16 protein-coding genes are annotated in these 19,974 nt (G+C 64.4%); 9 read left to right on the plus strand and 7 right to left on the minus strand.

The window, feature by feature from the left end:
• Positions 1-106 precede the first annotated feature (106 nt).
• From ACODS4_RS08595 to paaX, 6 genes are all read right to left on the minus strand, one after another.
• Positions 107-1,132, minus strand: a complete 1,026-nt coding sequence (locus ACODS4_RS08595; RefSeq protein WP_488862668.1) for a 50S ribosomal protein L11 methyltransferase — start codon at positions 1,130-1,132, stop codon at positions 107-109.
• A gap of 43 nt (positions 1,133-1,175) precedes the next feature.
• A complete protein-coding gene (locus ACODS4_RS08600) occupies positions 1,176-2,852 on the minus strand; it encodes a methyl-accepting chemotaxis protein (RefSeq protein WP_488862670.1) in 1,677 nt (558 codons plus the stop codon).
• Between the two features lie 89 nt (positions 2,853-2,941).
• On the minus strand, positions 2,942-3,985 hold the full coding sequence (locus ACODS4_RS08605; protein ID WP_488862672.1) for a sulfotransferase family protein: 1,044 nt from the start codon (positions 3,983-3,985) through the stop codon (positions 2,942-2,944).
• Between the two features lie 714 nt (positions 3,986-4,699).
• Positions 4,700-5,758, minus strand: coding sequence for a 2Fe-2S iron-sulfur cluster-binding protein (locus ACODS4_RS08610; RefSeq protein ID WP_488862674.1), 1,059 nt, complete (start codon positions 5,756-5,758; stop codon positions 4,700-4,702).
• Between the two features lie 306 nt (positions 5,759-6,064).
• Positions 6,065-7,093: a hypothetical protein gene (locus tag ACODS4_RS08615; protein WP_488862676.1), complete on the minus strand. Its 1,029-nt coding sequence runs from the start codon at positions 7,091-7,093 to the stop codon at positions 6,065-6,067.
• Positions 7,094-7,403: 310 nt separating this feature from the next.
• Entirely contained in the window at positions 7,404-8,363 is a 960-nt protein-coding gene (paaX, locus tag ACODS4_RS08620) for a phenylacetic acid degradation operon negative regulatory protein PaaX (protein WP_488862678.1), read from the minus strand.
• A 389-nt stretch (positions 8,364-8,752) separates the two neighbouring features.
• On the opposite strand from paaX, the gene ACODS4_RS08625 reads away from it, so the two are divergent.
• The 8 genes from ACODS4_RS08625 (at position 8,753) to ACODS4_RS08660 (ending at position 17,952) form a co-directional block, all read left to right on the plus strand.
• Complete coding sequence (locus ACODS4_RS08625) at positions 8,753-9,922, plus strand: ABC transporter substrate-binding protein (protein ID WP_488862680.1); 1,170 nt, start codon at positions 8,753-8,755, stop codon at positions 9,920-9,922.
• A gap of 190 nt (positions 9,923-10,112) precedes the next feature.
• On the plus strand, positions 10,113-10,988 hold the full coding sequence (locus tag ACODS4_RS08630; protein ID WP_488862682.1) for a branched-chain amino acid ABC transporter permease: 876 nt from the start codon (positions 10,113-10,115) through the stop codon (positions 10,986-10,988).
• Positions 10,989-11,001: 13 nt separating this feature from the next.
• Positions 11,002-11,949 (plus strand): branched-chain amino acid ABC transporter permease, encoded by a 948-nt coding sequence (locus tag ACODS4_RS08635; RefSeq protein WP_488862684.1) that lies wholly within the window; start codon positions 11,002-11,004, stop codon positions 11,947-11,949.
• Complete coding sequence (locus ACODS4_RS08640; protein ID WP_488862686.1) at positions 11,946-12,770, plus strand: ABC transporter ATP-binding protein; 825 nt, start codon at positions 11,946-11,948, stop codon at positions 12,768-12,770. The genes ACODS4_RS08635 and ACODS4_RS08640 overlap by 4 nt, the downstream gene beginning before the upstream one ends.
• A gap of 12 nt (positions 12,771-12,782) precedes the next feature.
• Entirely contained in the window at positions 12,783-13,487 is a 705-nt protein-coding gene (locus ACODS4_RS08645; protein WP_488862688.1) for an ABC transporter ATP-binding protein, read from the plus strand.
• A 30-nt stretch (positions 13,488-13,517) separates the two neighbouring features.
• Entirely contained in the window at positions 13,518-14,483 is a 966-nt protein-coding gene (locus tag ACODS4_RS08650) for an MBL fold metallo-hydrolase (RefSeq protein WP_488862689.1), read from the plus strand.
• Between the two features lie 119 nt (positions 14,484-14,602).
• A complete protein-coding gene (gene maiA, locus ACODS4_RS08655; RefSeq protein ID WP_488862691.1) occupies positions 14,603-15,244 on the plus strand; it encodes a maleylacetoacetate isomerase in 642 nt (213 codons plus the stop codon).
• A gap of 149 nt (positions 15,245-15,393) precedes the next feature.
• The gene (locus tag ACODS4_RS08660; RefSeq protein WP_488862693.1) at positions 15,394-17,952 is read left to right on the plus strand and encodes an ATP-binding protein; all 2,559 of its coding nucleotides are present in this window, start codon (positions 15,394-15,396) and stop codon (positions 17,950-17,952) included.
• 13 nt (positions 17,953-17,965) lie between these two features.
• Here ACODS4_RS08660 and ACODS4_RS08665 read toward each other — a convergent pair whose 3' ends face one another.
• Positions 17,966-18,886, minus strand: a complete 921-nt coding sequence (locus tag ACODS4_RS08665) for a DMT family transporter (protein WP_488862695.1) — start codon at positions 18,884-18,886, stop codon at positions 17,966-17,968.
• A gap of 235 nt (positions 18,887-19,121) precedes the next feature.
• On the opposite strand from ACODS4_RS08665, the gene ACODS4_RS08670 reads away from it, so the two are divergent.
• Complete coding sequence (locus ACODS4_RS08670; protein WP_488862697.1) at positions 19,122-19,835, plus strand: cold-shock protein; 714 nt, start codon at positions 19,122-19,124, stop codon at positions 19,833-19,835.
• Positions 19,836-19,974 lie beyond the last annotated feature (139 nt).

Here is a 19,974-nt window from a genome sequence, read left to right on the forward strand (position 1 = left end):
TCGTCAGGCTCATAACCTGAAGGCCGCAGGTTCAAATCCTGCCCCCGCAACCAAACACCAAGCCGTTGATCCAGAACATGGATCAGCGGCTTTTTGGCATTTCAACTCAGCGTGGATCAGCCACCGACAGGGCGTTTGTCGCGCGCCACCCGTCGTCCAACAGAACGGTCACGCGGTCGCCGCCGCGAACCGGGATGGCGTGCGCCAACGGGCTGAACACCTCGGTGGACCAGATTAGGAAATCGTTGAACCACAATTCTTGAACCCACATCACCGCGTTCAAGGTTCCAGCGGATTCAACGGCCAGCGTCGTGCGACTGGGCAAGCCGGTGAAGCGTTCGCCCCCATCATAACGGATCTCCGTCACCAGGGTTGGATCGCCCAAGAAACGCCCGCCGCCGCGCTGGTGGCGGTAGCCGCCGTTGGTGGAGCCGGGCGACCAGTCGTAATCGCCGAACGTCACCGGGCGGGAGCGGTTGTAGCAAATCTCCGTCGTCATCGCGTCGAGCAGCGGCCCGAGATTGAGCGCGTAGCGGTTTTCCAGATCGCCGACGGAGCGCCGCAGATCGGCGAGTTCGGAATAGGCGTCAACCGGCGGCCAATCGCAGGGAATGGCGCGGTAGCGGACCCGATTGGGCACGGTCACGCAAGCGGGCGTGCCGAAACGGTGGCGCAGATCGCAGACGGCGGTTGAGCGCGTTTCATCAACGATGATGTGGTTGGTGTAGATGAAGGCGAGCAGCACGTCGAAACGCCCGGACAGATCGGAGGGCGTGAGTTCCCTCAGATCGGCTTCCAGAAAGCGGATGCGGTCGGCGCAGCCGTTGACGCGGGCCAGATCGCGGGCCAGATCGACGTGATCGCGATCCACCGCCACCACGTCTCCAGCCCCGGCTTCCAAGGCCAAAAGGGACAGGATGCCCGTGCCGCATCCGGCGTCGAGCACGCGCGCGCCCGGCGTCACGGCGGCCCGCACCGCCTGTTTGACGCTGAAGGTCCGATCCAGCCGCAACAGGATGCGGAGATGCATCGCGACGGAGAAATGGACGTCGCGTTTGGGCGGCGGGGCCGGGGCGATGGGGTCGGCTGAACGGTTGTGGTTGGATCGGTCGCGGTCGGAGCGGTCGCTCATCGGTTGGCTTTCCGGTCAGAGGGGGCAGGGCGGGTGTGGCCGCTCAGATCGCGCGCAGTCGCTCGAAAAAGCTGGTGACTTTGCTGTTCAGTTCTGCCGCCTCATGTTGCAAAGCGTCGGAGGCTCCATGCAGATCCCCGGCGGCCCGGCTGGTGGATTCCGCCGCCCCGGCCACGCCGTTGATGTGGGTCGAGACGTCGCGGGCACCGTCGGCGGCGCGCCCGATGCTGCGCGCGATTTCCTGAGACGTCGCCCCCTGCTGCTCCATCGCTGAGGCGATGCCGATGGAGATGTTCCGCATGTTGGCGACGATGCCGCCGATGGTGGAGATGGCCGCCACAGCGCGGTCCGTCTCGCCCTGGATCTCGCCGACGAAGGATTGAATTTCCACGGTCGCCTGGGTCGTCTGGCTGGCCAGCGCCTTCACTTCGTTCGCCACGATGGCGAATCCCCGGCCCGCTTCTCCGGCGCGCGCCGCCTCGATGGTGGCGTTCAGCGCCAGAAGGTTGGTCTGGGTGGCGATGTCCTGAATGACCTTGACGATGGCCTCGATCCGCTGGGCGGCGCTGGCCAGCCCCTGCATGGTGGCGTTGGTCCGTTCGGCCTCGTTGACCGCGCGCTCGCTGACTTCGGTGGAGTTGGCGACCTGTTGGTTGACCTCGCTGACCGCCGCCGACAGCTCTTCGGCGGCGCTGGCGATGGTTTCGACGTTGCCGGAGGTCTCGTTGGCGGCGTGGTTCACCGCGTCGATCATGCCCCGGCTTTGCTGGGCCATCGCCGACAGGCCGCCCGCGTTGGAGCGGACCTGCTGGGCCGCCGCGACCACCGCCGCGACGATCTGACCGATTTGACCGCGAAATTCGTCGAGCGAGCGTTCGATGGACTCCTGCCGCCGTTGCTTGGCCGTCTGCTCGGCGGCTTGCGAGGCGATCAGGTCGTCGGCCCGCTGGCGGTTCTGCTTGAAGATCTCCAACGCGCGAGCCAGCACGCCGATTTCGTGGCGGTCATCGAGATGGGGAATCTCGACGGTCAGATCGCCGTCGGCCAAGCGGCCCATGCGGTCGGCCATCATCGCCACCGGGCGGCTGATGCTGTGGGCCAGCGCGTAGGCCAAGGCGCTGCCGACCAGAACGACGATGGCCGAGATGCCAAGGTAGATTTTCAGAATGCGGTTGTAGATGGCGTCGACGTCGTCGAGATACAGGCCGGTGCCGATCGACCATTGCCAAGGTTTGAACTCCGCCGCGTAGGCGATCTTTTCCACCGGATCGGTCTGGCCGGAACGGGGGAAGCGGTAGCGGAAGAAATCGCCGCCCCGCTGAGCCGCCTCGATCTGCAAACGAACCGTGGGCACGCCGTCAGCCGTTTTGAAATCCATGCGGTTCTTGCCTTCAAAGGCGGTGTTGACATGAACCATGGTCACGCCGTCGTAGCGCGTGGCGAAAAAATAGTCTCCGGCGCCAAAGCGCAGCGGGCGGATCTGGTCGCGGGCCGCTTGCTGGGCCTGTTCGCGGGTCATCTGGCCGGCCGCTTCCTTGTCCTGCCAGCCCTGCACCATGCCGCGCACGACGCCGACGGTCTGGCGCAGTTGCTCCTTGCGGTCCTCCAGAAGGCTGTCCTTCAGGACGCTCAGGCCAAAGCCGATGACCACCATCAGGGCGATCAACAGCACCGGGATGAACAGCATCAGTCGGTGGGAAATGCGAAGTCGTTTCAGCATGGCGCCCTCGTGCTTCAGTCATCGTTGTCGGGCGTTCGGTCGCGGACGGAGGCAACCGGACGCCGCTGCGGGGTGGCGACCGTTGGTCTTCAGGAAACCAGGATGAGCCGTTCGGTGGGGGGCGTTTCGTAAAGGGCTTCCGGCGCGACTGTTTCGGGGGAGAAGGTCATGCGTCGGCCAAGAACCGTTTCGGACAGGTCAAGGGACAGGTGAAGCTCCCCCATGCAGGCGACCGCGCAGGCTTCGTAAAGCTGCGGAACGCCCATGTGGGTCAGAAGATCGAGATCGGCGTCGGTGACGCTTCCCCGGTCGCGGTCGATGTAGCGATAGCCCGACCCGGCGCTGTGAAGGCCGGGGACAAAATAGACGTCGGGTTCCTTGACGAAGATCACGCTGGATTTGTCGCTGTCGAACGTCTCGACCTCGCCCCAGTCGGTGACGGACTTGGCCGAGAAACAATCGGACAGCCCCAGATGGTGGAACAGGGCGGCGGCGGCGCGCACCGGATCGCGGCTGGCTTCGTGGACATAGTGGGTGGTCGCCACGCCATGACGCTTGGCGTAGCCTTCGACGCGGACCGCGTTGAGGGACGCCAGAACGAAATGCCGCACCAGCCGTTCGCGCGGCATTCGGTCGGACCATTTGTTGAGCCAGGAGGCGAGCGACAGAACCGGATCGCGATCCAGCATGATGAGATGCAGGCGGTCGGGCGGATAACCCGCCTCGATCAGAATTTGCAGAGGGATGTAGAGGCATTCGGCCATCAGATAGGGGCCGGCCACTTCCTTGCTGAAGATGTGGGGGGTGTCGTGGGCGAAGGGCGGCGTCCAGTGGGATTGCGGGTCGCCGGTCAGGCTGTTGCGCATGGCTGACTTGACCGGCTGGTAGTAAGACGGGACGCCAGCTTCGCCAAACAAATTGGCGATGGCGGTGGAGCCGACGCGGCAGCGGCCCCAACCATAATACAAATGCGGGAAATCCTCGGTTGGGATCCGATGGAAATCGGCGGAAAGGATGGACACGACGGTGTCGGTCAGATCATTCAGCCGAAAATCACGTGTTTGATACTTTCCATCCGGCTCCATCCACAAAGACAAAATGGAGTCATCATCGGATCGAATGAGATCAGACATGGAATAGAAAGCGCCAGGATTGCTCTCAAACGTTCCCACGACAAACCTCCCTTTTCAGCATCGTTGTTTGTTCAACAAACGCAGAAAATCGCCGCGTTGACCGTGTGCAGACGTATGTGTTTTCTGAAAGTTCAATAGTGGAATGATCGGTTTGTTTGTTTTCTATTTTTGTTCGGACGTACAAAAAATTGCGCCAATCATATTAACAAAAAGTTACCACGGGGCGTGCTGCGTGACTAAGTTTGTTGGAATTATCGATTTTCATAAAAATTTATTTCCGCAATTTTTGTTAAATTCAAGAAACGAGAGAATTTTCAAAAATTTATCATGGTTGTTATTGTAGAATAATTGTTTTCTCTCGATAGAAATAGATCGTGATTATTTCCAGGTGATTGGAGGGTTGTAAGGGGAGAGAAAGTGGAAAAATTGCAAATACTGATTGTGGCAAAGACGTTGGCCGAAGACGCCTCTTTCGGCGCGCGTATGAAATTTCCCGCATGAGTGGCGAATCTTCGGTTTTGAAGAATCTTTCGGTGGCGCCCTTGAGAGGCGCAAGGGGAAATCTTAGGTAATTCTTGCGGACACATTGTTTCCATAAGCGAATGCGCAGAAAGCAACGCGGTCGCGCTGATTGAGGGCAGCCGCCCACGCCAAACGCCCCGATGAGAGTGACTCATCGGGGCGTTTGGCGTGGGCGGCTGTCTTTTGGTGGAATTACGCCAGGGCGTTCGCCATCAACCGGTCCGGCGGCGGCGCTTCGGGGAGTTGTTGGGAGACGTAGCCTTCGCTGTGGATTTGATCGTCCTTGGCCCCCAGCGCCTTGGCGGCGGCGACGCAATCGCTGACGAAGGGCGGGCTGCCCGCGACGAAGAGGACGTGGTTCGACAAATCGGGGAACAGGCCGGGCAGGATGGTCGGGATTCTGCCGGTTAGGCCCTGTTCCGGCGCCTCGCGGGTCAGCGTCACCAGAACCTTGAAATTGCGATGTTTCGCCTGCCAATAGGCCAGCAACCCCTGTTCATAGACGTCCAGCTTGGTCGCGGCGGAGAACAGCAGCGTCACCGGCGGACGGTAGCCCCGGCGCAGCGCCGCGTCGGTCAGCGCCAAAATCGGCGCCAGCCCCGACCCGGCGGCCATGCACAGAACCGGGCTGTCCACCGACGGATCGCCGATGAAGGTTCCGTAAGGGCCGGACAAGCGGACCTGATCGCCGACGGTCAAGCGGTCATGCGCCCAGCCGCTGGTCGGACCGCCGTCCACTCGCGTGATTTGCAAGACGATTTCGCCGTCCGGGCGTGGGGCGTTGGCGATGGAGTAGCAGCGCGGCGGCGCGCCCGCCGCCGCGTCGCCCAGCATCACATATTGCCCCGGCCAATAGCGCAGCGGCTGACCCAGCGGACGCAGGCGCAATTCGACGATGCGCGGCGTGCGGGCGATGCGGTCGGTGACGACGAACAACGCGTTTTCACGCGGCGGAAACAGCTTGGGCTTGGCGTCGGCGGTGCCGAACTCGATGACCAACTCTTCGGAAATCGGCTTGGCCATGCACATCAGGCCATAGCCGTCTTTCCGTTCGGCCTGGGACAGCGCCATGTCCAGCACCATGCCCTGGTCGAACTGGCCGCTGACCACCTTGACCTTGCATTCGCCGCAGGCTCCGGCGCGGCAATTGTTGGGCAGGGCGTAGCCCGCCTGCTCAAGCGCCGACAGAACGGTTTCGCCGTCGCGGCACTCCACCGTGCGGCCCGAGGGATGAAGGCGAATGCGGCTCACCGGCAAGGTCCTTTGGGTGTGGGTGAGGGAAAGAAGCCCTCTCCCGCAGGCGGGCTACGGCATTCACACATCTTCGGTTTAGGCAACTCATTGGAAGAAAAAGAACTTTTCTCCGTCATTCCCGCGAAGGCGGGAATCCAGACTTACCTATAGGGTTCGTCTGGCAAACTCTGGATCCCCGCCTGCGCGGGGATGACGGAAAGTCCGTTTTATTTCAATTAGTTGCAGCAAGAAAAAGATGTGTGAATGCTGTAGCTCCCTCTGGGAGAGGGGAGAGCGACACGAGAAAATTACAAGACGGGCGAATCAGAAGACGGGGATGATTTCGTCCATGTCGATGTCGCGGACTTCTTCGCCGGTGATGTCCACCTCGGGGATCGCCGGGAAGGGGATGCTGTAGCGGTCGAGCACGCCCTTGAGGTTCAGCATGGCGTTGCGCCAATTGTCCTTCTTGGCTTCATAGGTCGGGATGTGGAAGCCGGCCTTGCGGGCGATCTCCTCGCCCTCACGCTGGTTGGCGATGAAGTCGTCGGGCAGATCCCAGAACTGGGGCGGCGGCTCGAACAGCACGGCGGACAGGAACAGATAGCCCGCGCGGATCTGCTTGGTGATGACCGAACGATCCTCCGGCGCCAGCTTGGGATAGTCGCGCTCCATCACCGACATGCAGATCGCCATGTGGCGGCCTTCGTCGCGACCGATGTTGCGGAAGGCTTCCTTGAAGACCGGCTCGGCGCAGCCCGCCGCCATCTGGTGGAAGATGGTGGCCGCCGCGATTTCGCCCATCAGGAAGGAGCTGAACAGCACGGCCAGCGAGTATTTCGGCACGGCCTTCTTGTAGCCGTCCCAATAGCGCCCGCCGTTGTAGTAGAGCCAATGGGCGTTCTTTTGCAGGCGGCGACCGATGTCGGTCTTCGGCTCGTAGGTCAACGGGCTGGAGGCTTCCAACAGCTTGGTGATGGCCAGACCGCACATCTGCTCGTGGTTCTGCTCGTCGCGGGTGACGGAGAAGAAGCAGCGGCGGACGGGATCCTCTTCGTGAACCTCATAGGTCTTGATGAGGGCGTGGGCGAAGACCGGCGGGGCCGAGGCGTCGAACACCGACAGGATCGTCCACCAATAGGCGATGGCCTCGCGCTCTTCCCATGTGTAGCGGGTGACGTCGAAGGTGTCCCAGCACAGCTTGAGCGGATCCCAGTTTTCACGCTGGGCGGCGGCGTAGACCTCTTCCAGCTTCTTCGTCTGGGATTCCCACGACAGCGGGTAGACGTTGGGCTGCGGGGTGGCCGGGGGAAATTCCATCGTGTTGGCGATGGGGCTGTAGTCCTTGGCCATGGGGGCGTGTCCTCCTGGAATTCATGGGGGCGCTCGCGTTTGACCATCGGCGCCTTGTGGGGATTTTATGACGCATATTTTCAGTTCAATCAACATTTTTTGTATCATATTAAGCTCGGACGAAAACTCGGATCAACCAATTGAATCTAAAGGATTTTATCGATGATTATGAAAATTGATCTATATCAATTCGCGCCAACGAACAGATTTTGCAGGTGCGAACTGTATCAAAAAGATGGGCGGGGCGGGGGCAGGAGCAAGCGCCGCGCCGGGCGCGCGCGGCTGTTCCGTCTGGGGCGGGGGCGTCGGTTCAGGCGACGGCGACGCTGTCCTGATCCACCGGCGTCAACCCGCCGAATCGGCTGAAGAAGCTGGGTTGGGCCTCGGGCAACGGGCCGTTGGCGGTGGTCAGGGCCGACATCAGATAGGCTTCCGACGGCGCGGACAGGCGGCGGTAGAGGTTGCGCGTCAGCATCCGCGATTCCTGGCCCGGCCAATCCGACGGCAGCAAATCCTGCGGCAGCATCGGATCGCGCAGCAGAATCCGGCGAAAATCATGGATCATCAGCGTGCGCAGGACGAAGCACAGCCGGGGTTCGGGCGTGTCCATGGCGTCCAACGCCGTCCAGACCGGACGGAAGCGATCCAGAAAGGCGGCGTAATCGCGTTCCAATTGATCCACGTCCCAGCAGCCGCGCACCAGATCGCGCAGCGCGCCAAAGCCGCCCGCCCGGTCCAACGTCGCCTTCATGTGGACGATTTTGTCGGCCACCCCCAGCCCGGCCAGCAGCCGGTGCATCGCCGCCTCGTCGCAATTGGGGTGGGCGTAGACGGTGGGGGAGGCCGCGCCGAAGCCCTGCCACAGCAGCTCGCGCTTCAGCGAATCGCGGGCCTCGGCGTCCAGCGCGTTGGGCGGCACCATCAGAATGTCCCAGCCGCGATCCCACGCGCTGGCCAGCGGCGCGTAGATGCGCCGTTCGGCGGCGGCGAATCGCTCCGTCCCGCTGTCGGTAACACGGTAGAAGCTGCGCCGCCCGATCTGGGTGTTGTCCAGCCAATCATCCTTGCACAGCCGGAAGACGGAGGTGCGGACGATCCGCTCGCTCATGCCGAAATGCGCCATCAGGTCGATCAGCCCGCCCAGCCACGCCGATCCGCCATGGGGCAGCACGGCGTCGCCATAAACGGTGATGATGAGCGACTTGGCGCGGGGGGCCACCGCGTCGAGCAGTTGGGCGGCAAGGTCTTCGGGACGGCGCGGGCGGGCCATGCGGACGAGGTGTCCTTCTGTCGGGGCGGAACGAGGCTTCTGTATACGCAACCTGCCCCATCCAGGGCCAGCGCCAAGGGCGGCGGGCCGCCCGGAGGGGCGTGGCGGCGCCGGATAGTCGCGGCGCCGGACTTTCCGTTTGACAATCATTAATATGATACACTACGGTCATGATGATAAAAGAAAGTGTGTCATATAACGAAGCGTAAGCAATGAGGGCGAACGGGATCGGAACAGTCTGCCCCACGGTCTGCGCGCGCAACATCCAGAAAAACCACTTTATCATTAGGGGAAAATTTTTTCTTCCGAAATCATTTCGTTTGAAACATTATGGTTGGCAAATCGTCCCCCGGCGCGAAAACGGGGGCGCATCCAAAAGGGAGGACACCATGCGTATCCGCTTGCTCTCCACCATGGCCGCTGTGGTCGGTCTCACTCTGGGCGCTGTGGCCACCGGCGCTGTGGTGGGAACGGCGTCCGCCGCCGACCCGATCAAGGTTGGGGCGATCATCTCGGCGACCGGCCCGGCCTCGTTCCTGGGCGACCCGGAAAAGAAGGTGCTGGAACTCTACGCCGACCGCGTGAACCAGGCGGGCGGCGTCGCCGGGCGTCCGATTCAGCTCACCGTTTATGACGATGGCGGGGCGGCGGACAAGGCGGCGTCCTTCACCAAGCGCTTGATTGAAAGCGACAAGGTGGACGTCATCGTCGGCGGCACGACGACGGCGGCGACCATGGCGGCGGCCCCGCTGGTCGAGCGTGGCGAGATTCCCTTCATCTCGCTGGCCGGGGCGGTGGTGATCGTCGAGCCGGTGAAGAAATGGGTGTTCAAGACTCCGCACACCGACCGCATGGCGGCGGAAAAGGTGATGGACGATCTGAAAAAGCGTGGGCTGACCAAGCTGGCGTTGCTGTCGGAAGACTCCGGCTTCGGCAAATCGGGCCGGGAGCAGACGCTGATCGTCGCCAAAGAGCGCGGCGTTGAGCTGGTGGCCGACGAAACCTATGGCGCCAAGGACACCGACGTGACGGCGCAGCTCACCAAGATCCGCAACAACGCGGCGGCGCAGGCCGTTCTGGTGTTCGGGCTGGGGCAGGGGCCAGCGGTGGTGACAAAGAATTACCGCCAGCTTGGCGTGACCCTGCCGCTCTACCAGTCGCACGGCGTGGCGTCGAAGGAATACATCCGCTTGGCGGGCGGCGCGGCGGAGGGCGTGCGGCTTCCGGCGGCGGGTCTGGTGGTGGCCTCGCAACTCCCCGACAGCGATCCGCAGAAGAAAGTCGTCGTCGAGTTCACCAAAGTCTACGAAGAGGCCTTCAGCTCGGAGGTTTCGACCTTCGCCGGTCACGCCTATGACGGGTTGATGATCGCGTTGGACGCCGTGAAGCGGGCGGGCGGCACGGACAAGGCCAAGCTGCGCGACGCCATCGAACAGACCAAAGGCTATGTCGGCACCGGCGGCACGGTGACGATGAGCGCCAAGGACCATATGGGCCTGTCGCTCGACGCCTTCCACATGGTGGAGGTCAAGCAAGGCGATTGGGCGCTGGTGAAGTAGAGCCAGGGGCGCAACGGCTCCCTCTCCCGCCCCGGGAGAGGGAGGGGACCCGCCGAAGGCGGGGAGGGTGAGGGGCTGCCGGAACATGGAGTCCAATCTTACCCGATAGCCCCTCACCCTTCCCATGCTGCGCATGGGCCCCTTCCCTCTCCCGGAGCGGGAGAGGGAAAAGAGATGCGGAAGAACGAGAATGTTCGCGGAACTGCTGCAATACATGCTGTCGGGGCTGACCATCGGCGCGATTTACGCGCTCGCCGGTCTTGGTTTCTCGATCATCTACAACGCCAGCCACGTCATCAACTTCGCCCAGGGCGAGTTTATCATGATCGGCGGCATGGCGTCGGCCACCTTGACCGCGTCGGGCGTTCCGCTGCCGCTGGCGATCCTGATCGGCTGCGGCGGGGCGATGCTGGTCGGCGTGGCCGTGGCGAAATTCGCGGTGGAACGGGCGCGCAACGCCTCCACCGTCACCCTCATCATCATCACCATCGGCGCGTCGATCTTCCTGCGCGGCTTGGCGGAGCTGGTCTGGGGCAAGGATTTCAAGCGGCTCGACGCCTTTTCCGGCGAAACGCCGATCCAGTTCCTCGGCGCGTCGATGCAACCGCAATCGCTGTGGGTGGTCGGCTGCGCGGGCGTGCTGATCGTCGCCATCGGCCTGTTCTTCAACAGGACGCTGACCGGCAAGGCGATGCTGGCCACCTCGCACAACCGGCTGGCCGCGCAACTGGTCGGCATCGACGTGAAGCGGGTGGTGCTGGCCTCCTTCGCGCTGTCGGCGGCCTTGGGGGCGGTCGGCGGGGCTGTGGTCGCGCCCATCACCTTCTCCTACACCGAGATGGGCATCATGCTGGGGCTGAAGGGTTTCACCGCCGCCGTTCTGGGGGGCTTGGGCCATGGGCCGGGGGCCGTCGCCGGGGGCTTGATCGTCGGCGTCGCCGAGGCGTTGGGCGCGGGCTACATCTCGTCCGCTTACAAGGACGCGGTCGCCTTCGTCATCATCCTGGCCGTCCTGCTTTTCATGCCGAACGGGCTGTTCGGCAAACGCGGCGCCGAGCGGGTGTAAGGGGATTGATCGGATGAACCGCATTCTCCATGGCCGTTTGACCGGCCTGGCCGTTCTGGGCGCGATCATCGCCGTCCTGCCGGTCTTTCTGACCAACAATTTCTATCTGGACGTGGCGATCCTCTCCGGGTTCAACGCGGTGGTCTGCGTCGGCCTGAATTTGCTGATCGGCTACGCCGGGCAAATCAGTTTGGGCCACGCCGGTTTCTTCGGGATCGGCGCCTACGCCTCGGGCGTGTTGGTCGGCGTCTATGGCTGGCCGCCCATCGCCGCTCTGCTGGCTGGGGCGGTCTTCGTCGGCGTCCTCGCCTTCGCCGTGGCCAAGCCGATCTTGCGGTTGAAGGGCCATTATCTGGCGATGGCGACGCTGGGCATCGGCATCATCGTCTCCATCGTGCTGCGCACCGAAAGCGGCCTGACCGGCGGTCCCGACGGCATGATGGTCGAACCGTTCAAGATCTTCGGCGTCGAGCTGTATGGCGAAAAGATTTGGTACTGGGTCGTCGGCGTTCTGCTGTTCGTCGTGGTCTGGCTGTCCTTGAACCTGATCGACAGCCCGATGGGCCGGGCGCTGCGCGCGGTCCACGGGTCGGAGGTGGCGGCGGAGGTGGTCGGCGTCGACACCGCGCGCTTCAAGGTCATGGTCTTCGTGCTGTCGGCGGTGTTCGCCAGCGTGGCGGGCAGCCTGTTCGCCCATTACGCCGGACTCATCACTCCGGCCAAGGCCGATTTCTTCAAATCCATCGAACTGGTCACGATGGTGGTGTTCGGCGGCATGGCCTCCACCTTCGGGGCGGTGGTCGGCGCGGTCGTGCTGACCCTGCTGCCGCAGGCGCTGACCGTGTTCCAGGACTATCAGCAGATCGTGCTGGGCGCGATCCTGATGGCGACCATGGTCTTCATGCCGAAGGGGCTGCTTCCCACCCTGGCCGGATTTCTCCCGTCGCGGAGGCGGGCATGAACATGCTGACAGCGCAAGATCCGTCTTCCGACGCCGCGCCCGCCGCCCGGCGCGCGGGGCCGCCCCTGCTGCGGGTGGACAATCTCAGCCGCGAATTTGGCGGCGTGCTCGCCATCGGCGATCTCAGCTTCACCGTGGCGGCGGGGGACATCCATTCGATCATCGGGCCGAACGGGGCGGGCAAGACGACGCTCTTCAACCTCGTCACCGGCGTCTACAAGCCCTCGGGCGGGCGGGTGCTGTTCGACGGGGCCGACGTGTCGGGGCAGGCGCCCTACAAGCTGGCGGCGCGCGGCATGTCGCGCACCTTCCAGAATTTGCAGATCTTCTTCAACATGACGGCGCTGGAAAACGTCATGGTCGGGCGGCATCTGCATCTGGACACCCGGCTGCTGCCCGCGCTGTTCCGCTTCCCCTCGCTGGTCCGCAAGGATTCCGAAGCCCGCGACCGGGCGGCGCAACTGATGGCCGACGTCGGTTTGTCGCGCTACGTCGGGGCCGACGCCGATTCCATGCCCTATGGCGCGTTGAAACGGCTGGAAATCGCCCGCGCGCTGGCGTCGGAACCGAAAATGCTGCTGCTCGACGAACCGGCGGCGGGGCTGAACGCCACCGAAAGCCGCGAGATCGACGCGGTTATCAAGAAGGTCGCCGCCAACGGCGTCACCATCATCCTGGTCGAACACGACATGAAGATGGTGATGGGGATTTCCGATCACATCACCGCGCTGAATCACGGGCGCAAGCTGGCCGAAGGAACCCCGGCGGAGGTGGCGGCGAACCCCGACGTCATCGCCGCCTATCTCGGCGCGGCCCCGTAAGGAACCGGATCCATGCTTCTGGAAATTGACGGTCTGAACAGCCATTACGGGCGCATCCACGCCCTGAAATCGGCCAGCCTGACGGTGCGCGAGGGCGAACTGGTGGCGTTGGTCGGCGCCAACGGCGCGGGCAAGACGACGCTGTTGCGCACCCTGTCGGGCGTCCATCCGGCGTCGAGCGGCGTCGTCACATTCGACGGCCTCGACATCACCCGGATGAAGGCGGTGCGCCGCGTCGCCGAGGGGGTGATCCAGGTGCCCGAAGGTCGCCAGCTTTTCGGCCCGCAATCGGTCGAAGACAATCTGCGGCTCGGCGCCTTCCGCCGGGGCAGCGGCGATCCCGACGCCGATCTGGAGCGTCTTTACGAGATGTTCCCGATGCTGCGGGTCAAGCGCGACCAACCGGCGGGCACCCTGTCGGGCGGCCAGCAGCAGATCGTCGCCCTGGGCCGCGCGCTGATGGCCAAACCGCGCCTGCTGCTGCTCGACGAACCCAGCATGGGCCTCGCCCCGCTGCTGGTGGCCGAGATTTTCGAGGCGGTGCAGCGGCTCAAGCGCGAGGGCGTCACCATCCTGCTGGTCGAGCAGAACGCCCACGCCGCCCTGTCCATCGCCGACCGTGGCTATGTCATCGAAACCGGCGAGATCGTGCTGAGCGACACCGGCCCGGCGCTGCTGAGCAACGAGCGGGTGCGCCAAGCCTATCTGGGCCTTTGATCTTTTTCAGAAAACAGAGGACGGGAATCCATGTCCAGCACCGCGCCGACCAAAGCCTTCGCCTCCACCGGCGATCTTGAACCGAAGACCGTCACCTTCGCCGAACTGGCGCCCGGTGCCTACGCCTACACCGCCGAGGGCGATCCCAACACCGGCATCATCGTCGGCGACGACGGCGTGATGGTGATCGACGCCCAGGCCACGCCGCTGATGGCGGAGGACGTGATCGCCAAGGTCCGCGCCGTCACCGACAAGCCGATCAAATACGTGTTGCTGACCCATTACCACGCCGTGCGCGTGCTGGGCGCGTCGGGCTACAAGGCCGAGCACATCATCGCCAGCCGCGACACCTATGATTTGATCGTCGAGCGCGGCCAGCAGGATTATGAATCGGAGCTTGGCCGCTTCCCCCGCCTGTTCCAGGGCGCCGATTCGATCCCCGGCCTGACCTGGCCGACCATCGTCTTTGAAAAGCACATGACCCTGTGGCTGGGCAAGACGCGGGTCGAGATCATGCAGCTTGGGCGCGGCCACACCAAGGGCGACACGGTGGCGTGGCTGCCCGACAGCAAGGTTCTGTTTTCCGGCGATCTGGTGGAGTTCGGCGCCACCCCCTACACCGGCGACGCCTATTTGCAGGAATGGCCGGCGACGCTCGACGCCCTGTCGGCGCTGAAGCCGGAAAAGCTGGTGCCGGGCCGGGGCGACGCGCTGACCACGCCGGAGCTGTGCGCCCAGGCGATTGAGGAGACCAAGGCGTTCCTGACCGCCATGTATGGGTCGGTGGCGGCGGCGCGGGCGGCGGGGGCCTCGCTGGGCGACGCCTTCGCCCAGACGCGCAGCGCGTTGGAGCCGCGTTTTGGCCAATGGGTGATCTTCGAGCATTGCCTGCCGTTCGACGTGTCGCGCGCCTATGACGAGTCCGGCGGCGTCCGCGACCCGCGCGTCTGGACCGCCGAGCGCGACCGCGACATGTGGGCGGCGTTGCAGGCGTGACCGCTTGACGTAAAATCGTCGGCTGACAAGCGTCCTGCCCCCTCTCCCGCTGACAAGCGGGGGAGGGATGGGGAGGGGGCAAGCGCCGCAACCACCTCTCCATCCAGGAACTCCGCCCCGTGAAGCTTCACAGCTATTTCCGTTCCTCCGCCGCCTACCGGGTGCGCATCGCCTTGAACCTCAAGGGCTTGCAGCCGGAGATGGCCTTCGTCCATCTGCGCCTTGGCGAGCAGACGCAGCCGCCCTTCGCCGCGTTGAACCCGGAAAAGCTGGTTCCGGCGCTGGAGGTGGACGGTCAGACGCTGACCCAATCGCTGGCGATCATCGAATATCTCGACGAAATCCACCCGACGCCGCCGCTGTTGCCCACCGACCCGTTGGGCCGGGCGCGGGTGCGGGCGCTGGCGCTGGCGGTTGCCTGCGACATCCACCCGCTCGACAATCTGCGGGTGTTGAAGCATTTGAAATCGGCCATGGGCCATTCCCAGGCGGAGGTTGATGGCTGGTACCGCCATTGGATCGCCGTCGGCCTTGGCGCGTTGGAGGCCAAGCTGGCGGGAGATCCGCGCACGGGGCGCTTTTGCCATGGCGAGGCGCCGGGGCTGGCGGACATTCTGTTGGTTCCGCAGCTCTACAACGCCCGGCGGATGGACTGCCCGCTCGACGGTTTCCCGACCCTGTCGCGGATTGACGCGGCCTGTCGCGCGCTGCCCGCCTTCCTTGCGGCGGCCCCGGAAAATCAGCCGGACGCCGAGGGGTGACGCCGCTCTGCCATTCCACCGCCACAGGGTTTTCCACAGCTTTCCCGGTTCACCGACCGCGCCGCGTGGTATAAAGAAAGACGGCCCTGCCGCACTGCGTCATCATGGCGTGGGACGGACGGCGCGGCGGACGGGCGAGCAGCGGATCAATGCTGGGCAATTTCTCATCAGTGGCCTATGACCTTGCCGAGAACATTGCGGCAAGCGCTTTCGTCGTTCTCGCCTACACCTTCATCATCCGCCGATCCGACGGTTGGGGTCGTCGCATCCGTCAGTGTGTGTTCGGCCTGTTCATGGGGTTGACCATCATTTTCACGATGGTTCATCCGATCAACGTCCAACCCGGCATTTTCATCGACGCGCGTTCTCCGCTGGTTGGGTTGACCACCTTGTTTGGCGGGCCGATCGCCGGTCTGCTGGCGGCGCTGGTCGGCGGCGGCTATCGGGTGTGGTTGGGCGGCGTCGGCATGCCCGCCGGGGTGATGAACGTCACGCTGTCCCTGCTGGTCGGCGTTGGCTTCGCCCGCTGGATCCAGCGTCGGGCGACGCCGATGCAGGCGCTGGATCTGCTGGTGTTCGGCTTTTTGCTGAGTGTGGTGACGCTCAGCTCGCTGGTTCTGCTGCCCAGTTGGGAGTTGGCGCTGGACGTGTTGACCAAGACCGGGCTGCCGCTGCAAATCATCATTCCAATCGGCACGCTGTTTCTGGGTGGTCTGCTGCTGCGCGAGCAGCGCCAGCGCGACGCCGAACTGCATGTGGCGGAGAGCGAGGCGCGTTATCGCCTGTTGGCCGACAATGTGACCGATCTGATTCTGGTCATGCGGGCGGATCGCACGGTCGCCTATGTGTCGCCGTCGGCGCGCGAGATTTTGGGGTATGACCCGGACGAGCTTGTCAACCGGCTTCCAGTCGCGTTTGTGCACCCGGATGACCAGCAACACGCCGTCAGCGCTTTTTCCGGGATGCAGGCCGGGGCGTCCGCCCTCACCATCACCCACCGGCTTCTCCATAAGGACGGTCGCTATTTGTGGGTGGAGTCGAGCATGCGCCCGGCCCGCAACGATGACGGCAGCATCAACGTGGTCGCCGCCATTCGCGATGTGACCGAACGCAAGCGGTACGAGGCGCAACTCCACGACGCCCGGTCCGAAGCGGAATCGGCGAATCGGGTCAAATCCGAATTTCTCGCGGCGATGAGCCACGAGATCCGCACGCCGTTGAATGGTGTGATCGGCTTTGCCGATCTCCTGCTCGGCACCGATCTCACGCCGGAGCAACGCCAGTATGTCGCGCTTCAGCGCGAGGCTGGGCGCGGGCTGTTGGCGATCATTGGCGACATCCTGGATTACTCCAAGATTGAGGCGGGCAAGCTGGAGCTTGACGAGCGTCCCTTTGACCTGCACCGGCTGATGCGGGATTGCCGGGATCTGATGAGCAACGCCGCGTCGCAAAAGGGGCTTCTGCTGCAATTGGCGCTGGGCGCGTCGGTGCCGCGCTTCGTGCGCGGCGACGAGGCGCGCATCCGCCAAATCCTGCTGAATCTGGTCGGCAACGCGGTCAAATTCACCGAACAAGGGTCGGTTCTGCTGTCCATCGGGCGGTTGTCGGGGGAAGAGACCTTGGTCGAGGGGGACGCGGCCCCTTTGATGCGTTTTTCCGTCAGCGACACCGGCGCCGGCATCCCGTTGGCCGAACAGCCCAATCTGTTTCAGCGTTTCAGCCAAGGCGACCGTTCCACCACCCGCCGCTATGGCGGGACCGGGTTGGGGTTGATTATCTCCAAACAATTGTCGGAGTTGATGGGCGGGCGCATCGGATTCCAGAGCAGCCCCGGCGTGGGCAGCACCTTTTGGTTTGAAATTCCTCTCCCCATCGCCGCCGAGATCCGCGCGGTCGCCGAACAGCCGGTCGCCAGCGGTCAAGCCCGCATAGGGCGGATTTTGTTGGCCGAAGACGTGCCGATGAACCAGATCGTCACCTCGTCCATTCTCTGCAAGGCCGGGCATAGCGTTGAGGTGGCGGAAGACGGTTTGGCCGCCGTCGAAGCGTTGCGCGCGGGCGCGTTCGATTTGGTTCTGATGGACATGCAAATGCCGCGCATGGACGGGTTGCAGGCGACCGCCGAAATCCGTCGGATGCCGGGCCAGCGGGGCGGCATCCCGATCATCGCCCTGACCGCCAACGCGCTGGCCGACCAGTTGCAGCGCTGCCTGGACGCGGGCATGAACGATCACGTGACCAAGCCGATCGATCGGGACACTCTGCTGAGCGCCGTTGACCGCTGGCTGGGCGCGGAGCCGGAAGCTCAAGCCGCCGTGCTGGCCGGGGTGGAGACGCCCGCCGATCCGGTGCTGAACCGGGCCAAGCTCGACACGCTGGCGGAGACGCTGGGGCCGGAAGCGATGCCCCGTTTCATCATCGGCACGATGAGCGAATTGGCCTTGCGCATCGACCGCATTCTGGAAGCCGAACGTCTGAAGGACGCCGGGTTCGACGCGCACGCCATGGTGTCTCTGGCGGGCAATCTGGGCTTGGTCGAGCTGTCGCGGCTGGCCCGTGCGCTTCAGCACGCCTGCGAGCAGGAGCGGCCCGACGCGCTGGCGCTGAAGGAGCAGGTGCGCGAGGCGGTCAACCGCGCCTCGCACGCGCTGCACGGCGCCGTGCCGGGAGGGCTGGAAACGGCGGTGGCGCAGGGGACCGACGCTTAAGGCGACGCGACCCTCAACGGTTGACGATCAACGCGACCCCGGCGACGGCGACGGCGGCGCCGGCCCAAGCCCCCAGGCCAGGACGCTGGCCGGTCCACAACCACAGCATCGGCAAAATCAGAACGGGGCTGAGCGCGGACAAGGTGGCGACCACCCCGGCGTTGCCGTTCGCCAGGGCGACCAACAGCAGCGTCATGCCCAGCCCGATGCCGATGACGCCGTTGACCACCACCAAAAGGACGATGCGCGGCGTCAGCTTGCCGCCAAAGCCCAGGCTTTGGCCCGGCAACAGACCGATCACCGTCAGCATCGCCGCCGCCGCAGTCACCCGCACCGCCGCCGCCGCCACCGGGTCTGTTCCCGCCGCCATCACCGGCTTGGCGATGATCGAGCCGACCGCCTGCCCGCAGGCGCCGATCAGACAGACGCAGACGCCAGCCAGCAGGCTGCCTTGCACGGCCTCCCAGGAATGGCTGGAGCCGGAGCGCAGGGCGACCGCCAGCATCACCCCCAGCGTCACCAGGACAATGCCCAGCGTCGTCCAGGGGCCTAAGGCTTCGCCCAGGACGATCCAACCCAACAGCGCGGTCAGCGGAGCGTTGGCGGCGTAGATGACGACGTTGCGGCGGGGGCCGAGGCGGCTGAGCGACCAGAACAGCGCCAGATCCCCCATCACGATGCCCGTGGCGCCGGACAGGACCAGCATCAAAACAGCGTTGGCGTCCAGCGTTTGCCAACCGCCCAACGACGCGGTGGCGATCAGCAACCCGCAAGACACGACGCACAGGCGCAGCCGGTTGAAAGCGATGGAGCCGAGCGCCCGGACCGGGCCGATGGCGATCAAACCGCCGGTCGCCCAACACAGCGCGGTGCCGAGCGCGGCCAACGTTGCAAGCATGATGATGAGAGGACCGATGGTTGAAACGGCCAGCACTCTACGACGTCCGGCCTCTGCCCGCGAAATGAGCAACGCGCATGGCCGAAACGCCTTTGCGCGGCAGCCGCCGGATGGCGGTCAGCGGGCGGCTTTCCAGAAATCGACGCGGGAAAACCCCGATTCGCGTCAAGGCGGCTTGCCAAGCGGCCCGCAACGGGCGATGTGTGATGATTGCGCCCGCCCGCGAGGTTTGAGGGCGCTGTTTCTGTTCCGCCGGAGTTCGGGTATTCCCATGAGTCAGCAACCGCCCCGTCAGCATGTGTATCGCCAACCCAACGTCGTCGGCACCCAGGTGACGGCCACCGTCAAGTGGTTCGACCCGGAGCGTGGGTTCGGTTTCGTCACGCTTGGTCCGGCGGGCAAGGACGCGCTGATTCCCGCCTCCATCGTCGTTCCCGCCGGGCACGCGACCTTGCCGGAGGGGGCCACCGTGGTGGTCGATCTGGTCGAGGACCGCAAGGGCCAGCAGGTCAGCGTCTTGCACTCCGTCGATCTGTCCACCGCGACGCCGTCGCGCCCGCGCATGGGTGATCGGGGCGGCGACCGGGGCGGTTTTGGCGATCGTGGCGGGTTCCGGGATCGCGGTGGTGATCGCGGCGGTTTCGGCGACCGTGGCGGCGAGCGCAATTATGGCCCCCGTCCGGGCGGCTTTGGCGGGCGCGACGGCGGTCGTGATGGCGGGCGCGACGCCGGGCCGCGCGGCGCGGCGCCCCGTCGGTCGGCGGACGCCGGTCCAACCTCGGAAATGACCGGCACGGTCAAGTGGTTCAACAGCGGCAAGGGATTCGGCTTCGCCACCCCCGACGCCGGTGGCCGCGACGTCTTCATCCCCGCCCGCGCGCTGGAACGCGCCGGTCTGCGCGGCCTGGACGATGGCCAGCGCGTGCGGATGACCGTTCGTCAGGGCGAAAAGGGCATGGAAGCGGTCAGCCTGTCGGCGGAGTGACGGGCTGGAGCGTTTTTAATCTTTGACACCGATGAACACAGATAAACACCGATGAACAGGGATCGGCTGTCATCGCCTGGGGAGATCAGACCCGAGGCGATGAAGCGCGCAAGATCATCATTTTTTATCTGTGTTCATC

This window comes from Azospirillum sp. FG154 (assembly GCF_057809575.1).

Excerpts from the sequence above, each read along its gene's own strand:
- paaX (WP_488862678.1), bottom strand. The coding sequence starts at position 8,363 with ATGGCCCGCCCGCGCCGTCCCGAAGACCTTGCCGCCCAACTGCTCGAC.
- ACODS4_RS08605 (WP_488862672.1), bottom strand. The coding sequence starts at position 3,985 with ATGTCTGATCTCATTCGATCCGATGATGACTCCATTTTGTCTTTGTGG.
- ACODS4_RS08645 (WP_488862688.1), top strand. The coding sequence starts at position 12,783 with ATGCTTCTGGAAATTGACGGTCTGAACAGCCATTACGGGCGCATCCAC.
- ACODS4_RS08635 (WP_488862684.1), top strand. The coding sequence starts at position 11,002 with ATGAACCGCATTCTCCATGGCCGTTTGACCGGCCTGGCCGTTCTGGGC.
- ACODS4_RS08660 (WP_488862693.1), top strand. The coding sequence starts at position 15,394 with ATGCTGGGCAATTTCTCATCAGTGGCCTATGACCTTGCCGAGAACATT.
- ACODS4_RS08615 (WP_488862676.1), bottom strand. The coding sequence starts at position 7,093 with ATGGCCAAGGACTACAGCCCCATCGCCAACACGATGGAATTTCCCCCG.
- ACODS4_RS08670 (WP_488862697.1), top strand. The coding sequence starts at position 19,122 with ATGAGTCAGCAACCGCCCCGTCAGCATGTGTATCGCCAACCCAACGTC.
- ACODS4_RS08630 (WP_488862682.1), top strand. The coding sequence starts at position 10,113 with ATGTTCGCGGAACTGCTGCAATACATGCTGTCGGGGCTGACCATCGGC.
- ACODS4_RS08625 (WP_488862680.1), top strand. The coding sequence starts at position 8,753 with ATGCGTATCCGCTTGCTCTCCACCATGGCCGCTGTGGTCGGTCTCACT.
- ACODS4_RS08600 (WP_488862670.1), bottom strand. The coding sequence starts at position 2,852 with ATGCTGAAACGACTTCGCATTTCCCACCGACTGATGCTGTTCATCCCG.
- ACODS4_RS08640 (WP_488862686.1), top strand. The coding sequence starts at position 11,946 with ATGAACATGCTGACAGCGCAAGATCCGTCTTCCGACGCCGCGCCCGCC.
- ACODS4_RS08650 (WP_488862689.1), top strand. The coding sequence starts at position 13,518 with ATGTCCAGCACCGCGCCGACCAAAGCCTTCGCCTCCACCGGCGATCTT.
- ACODS4_RS08595 (WP_488862668.1), bottom strand. The coding sequence starts at position 1,132 with ATGAGCGACCGCTCCGACCGCGACCGATCCAACCACAACCGTTCAGCC.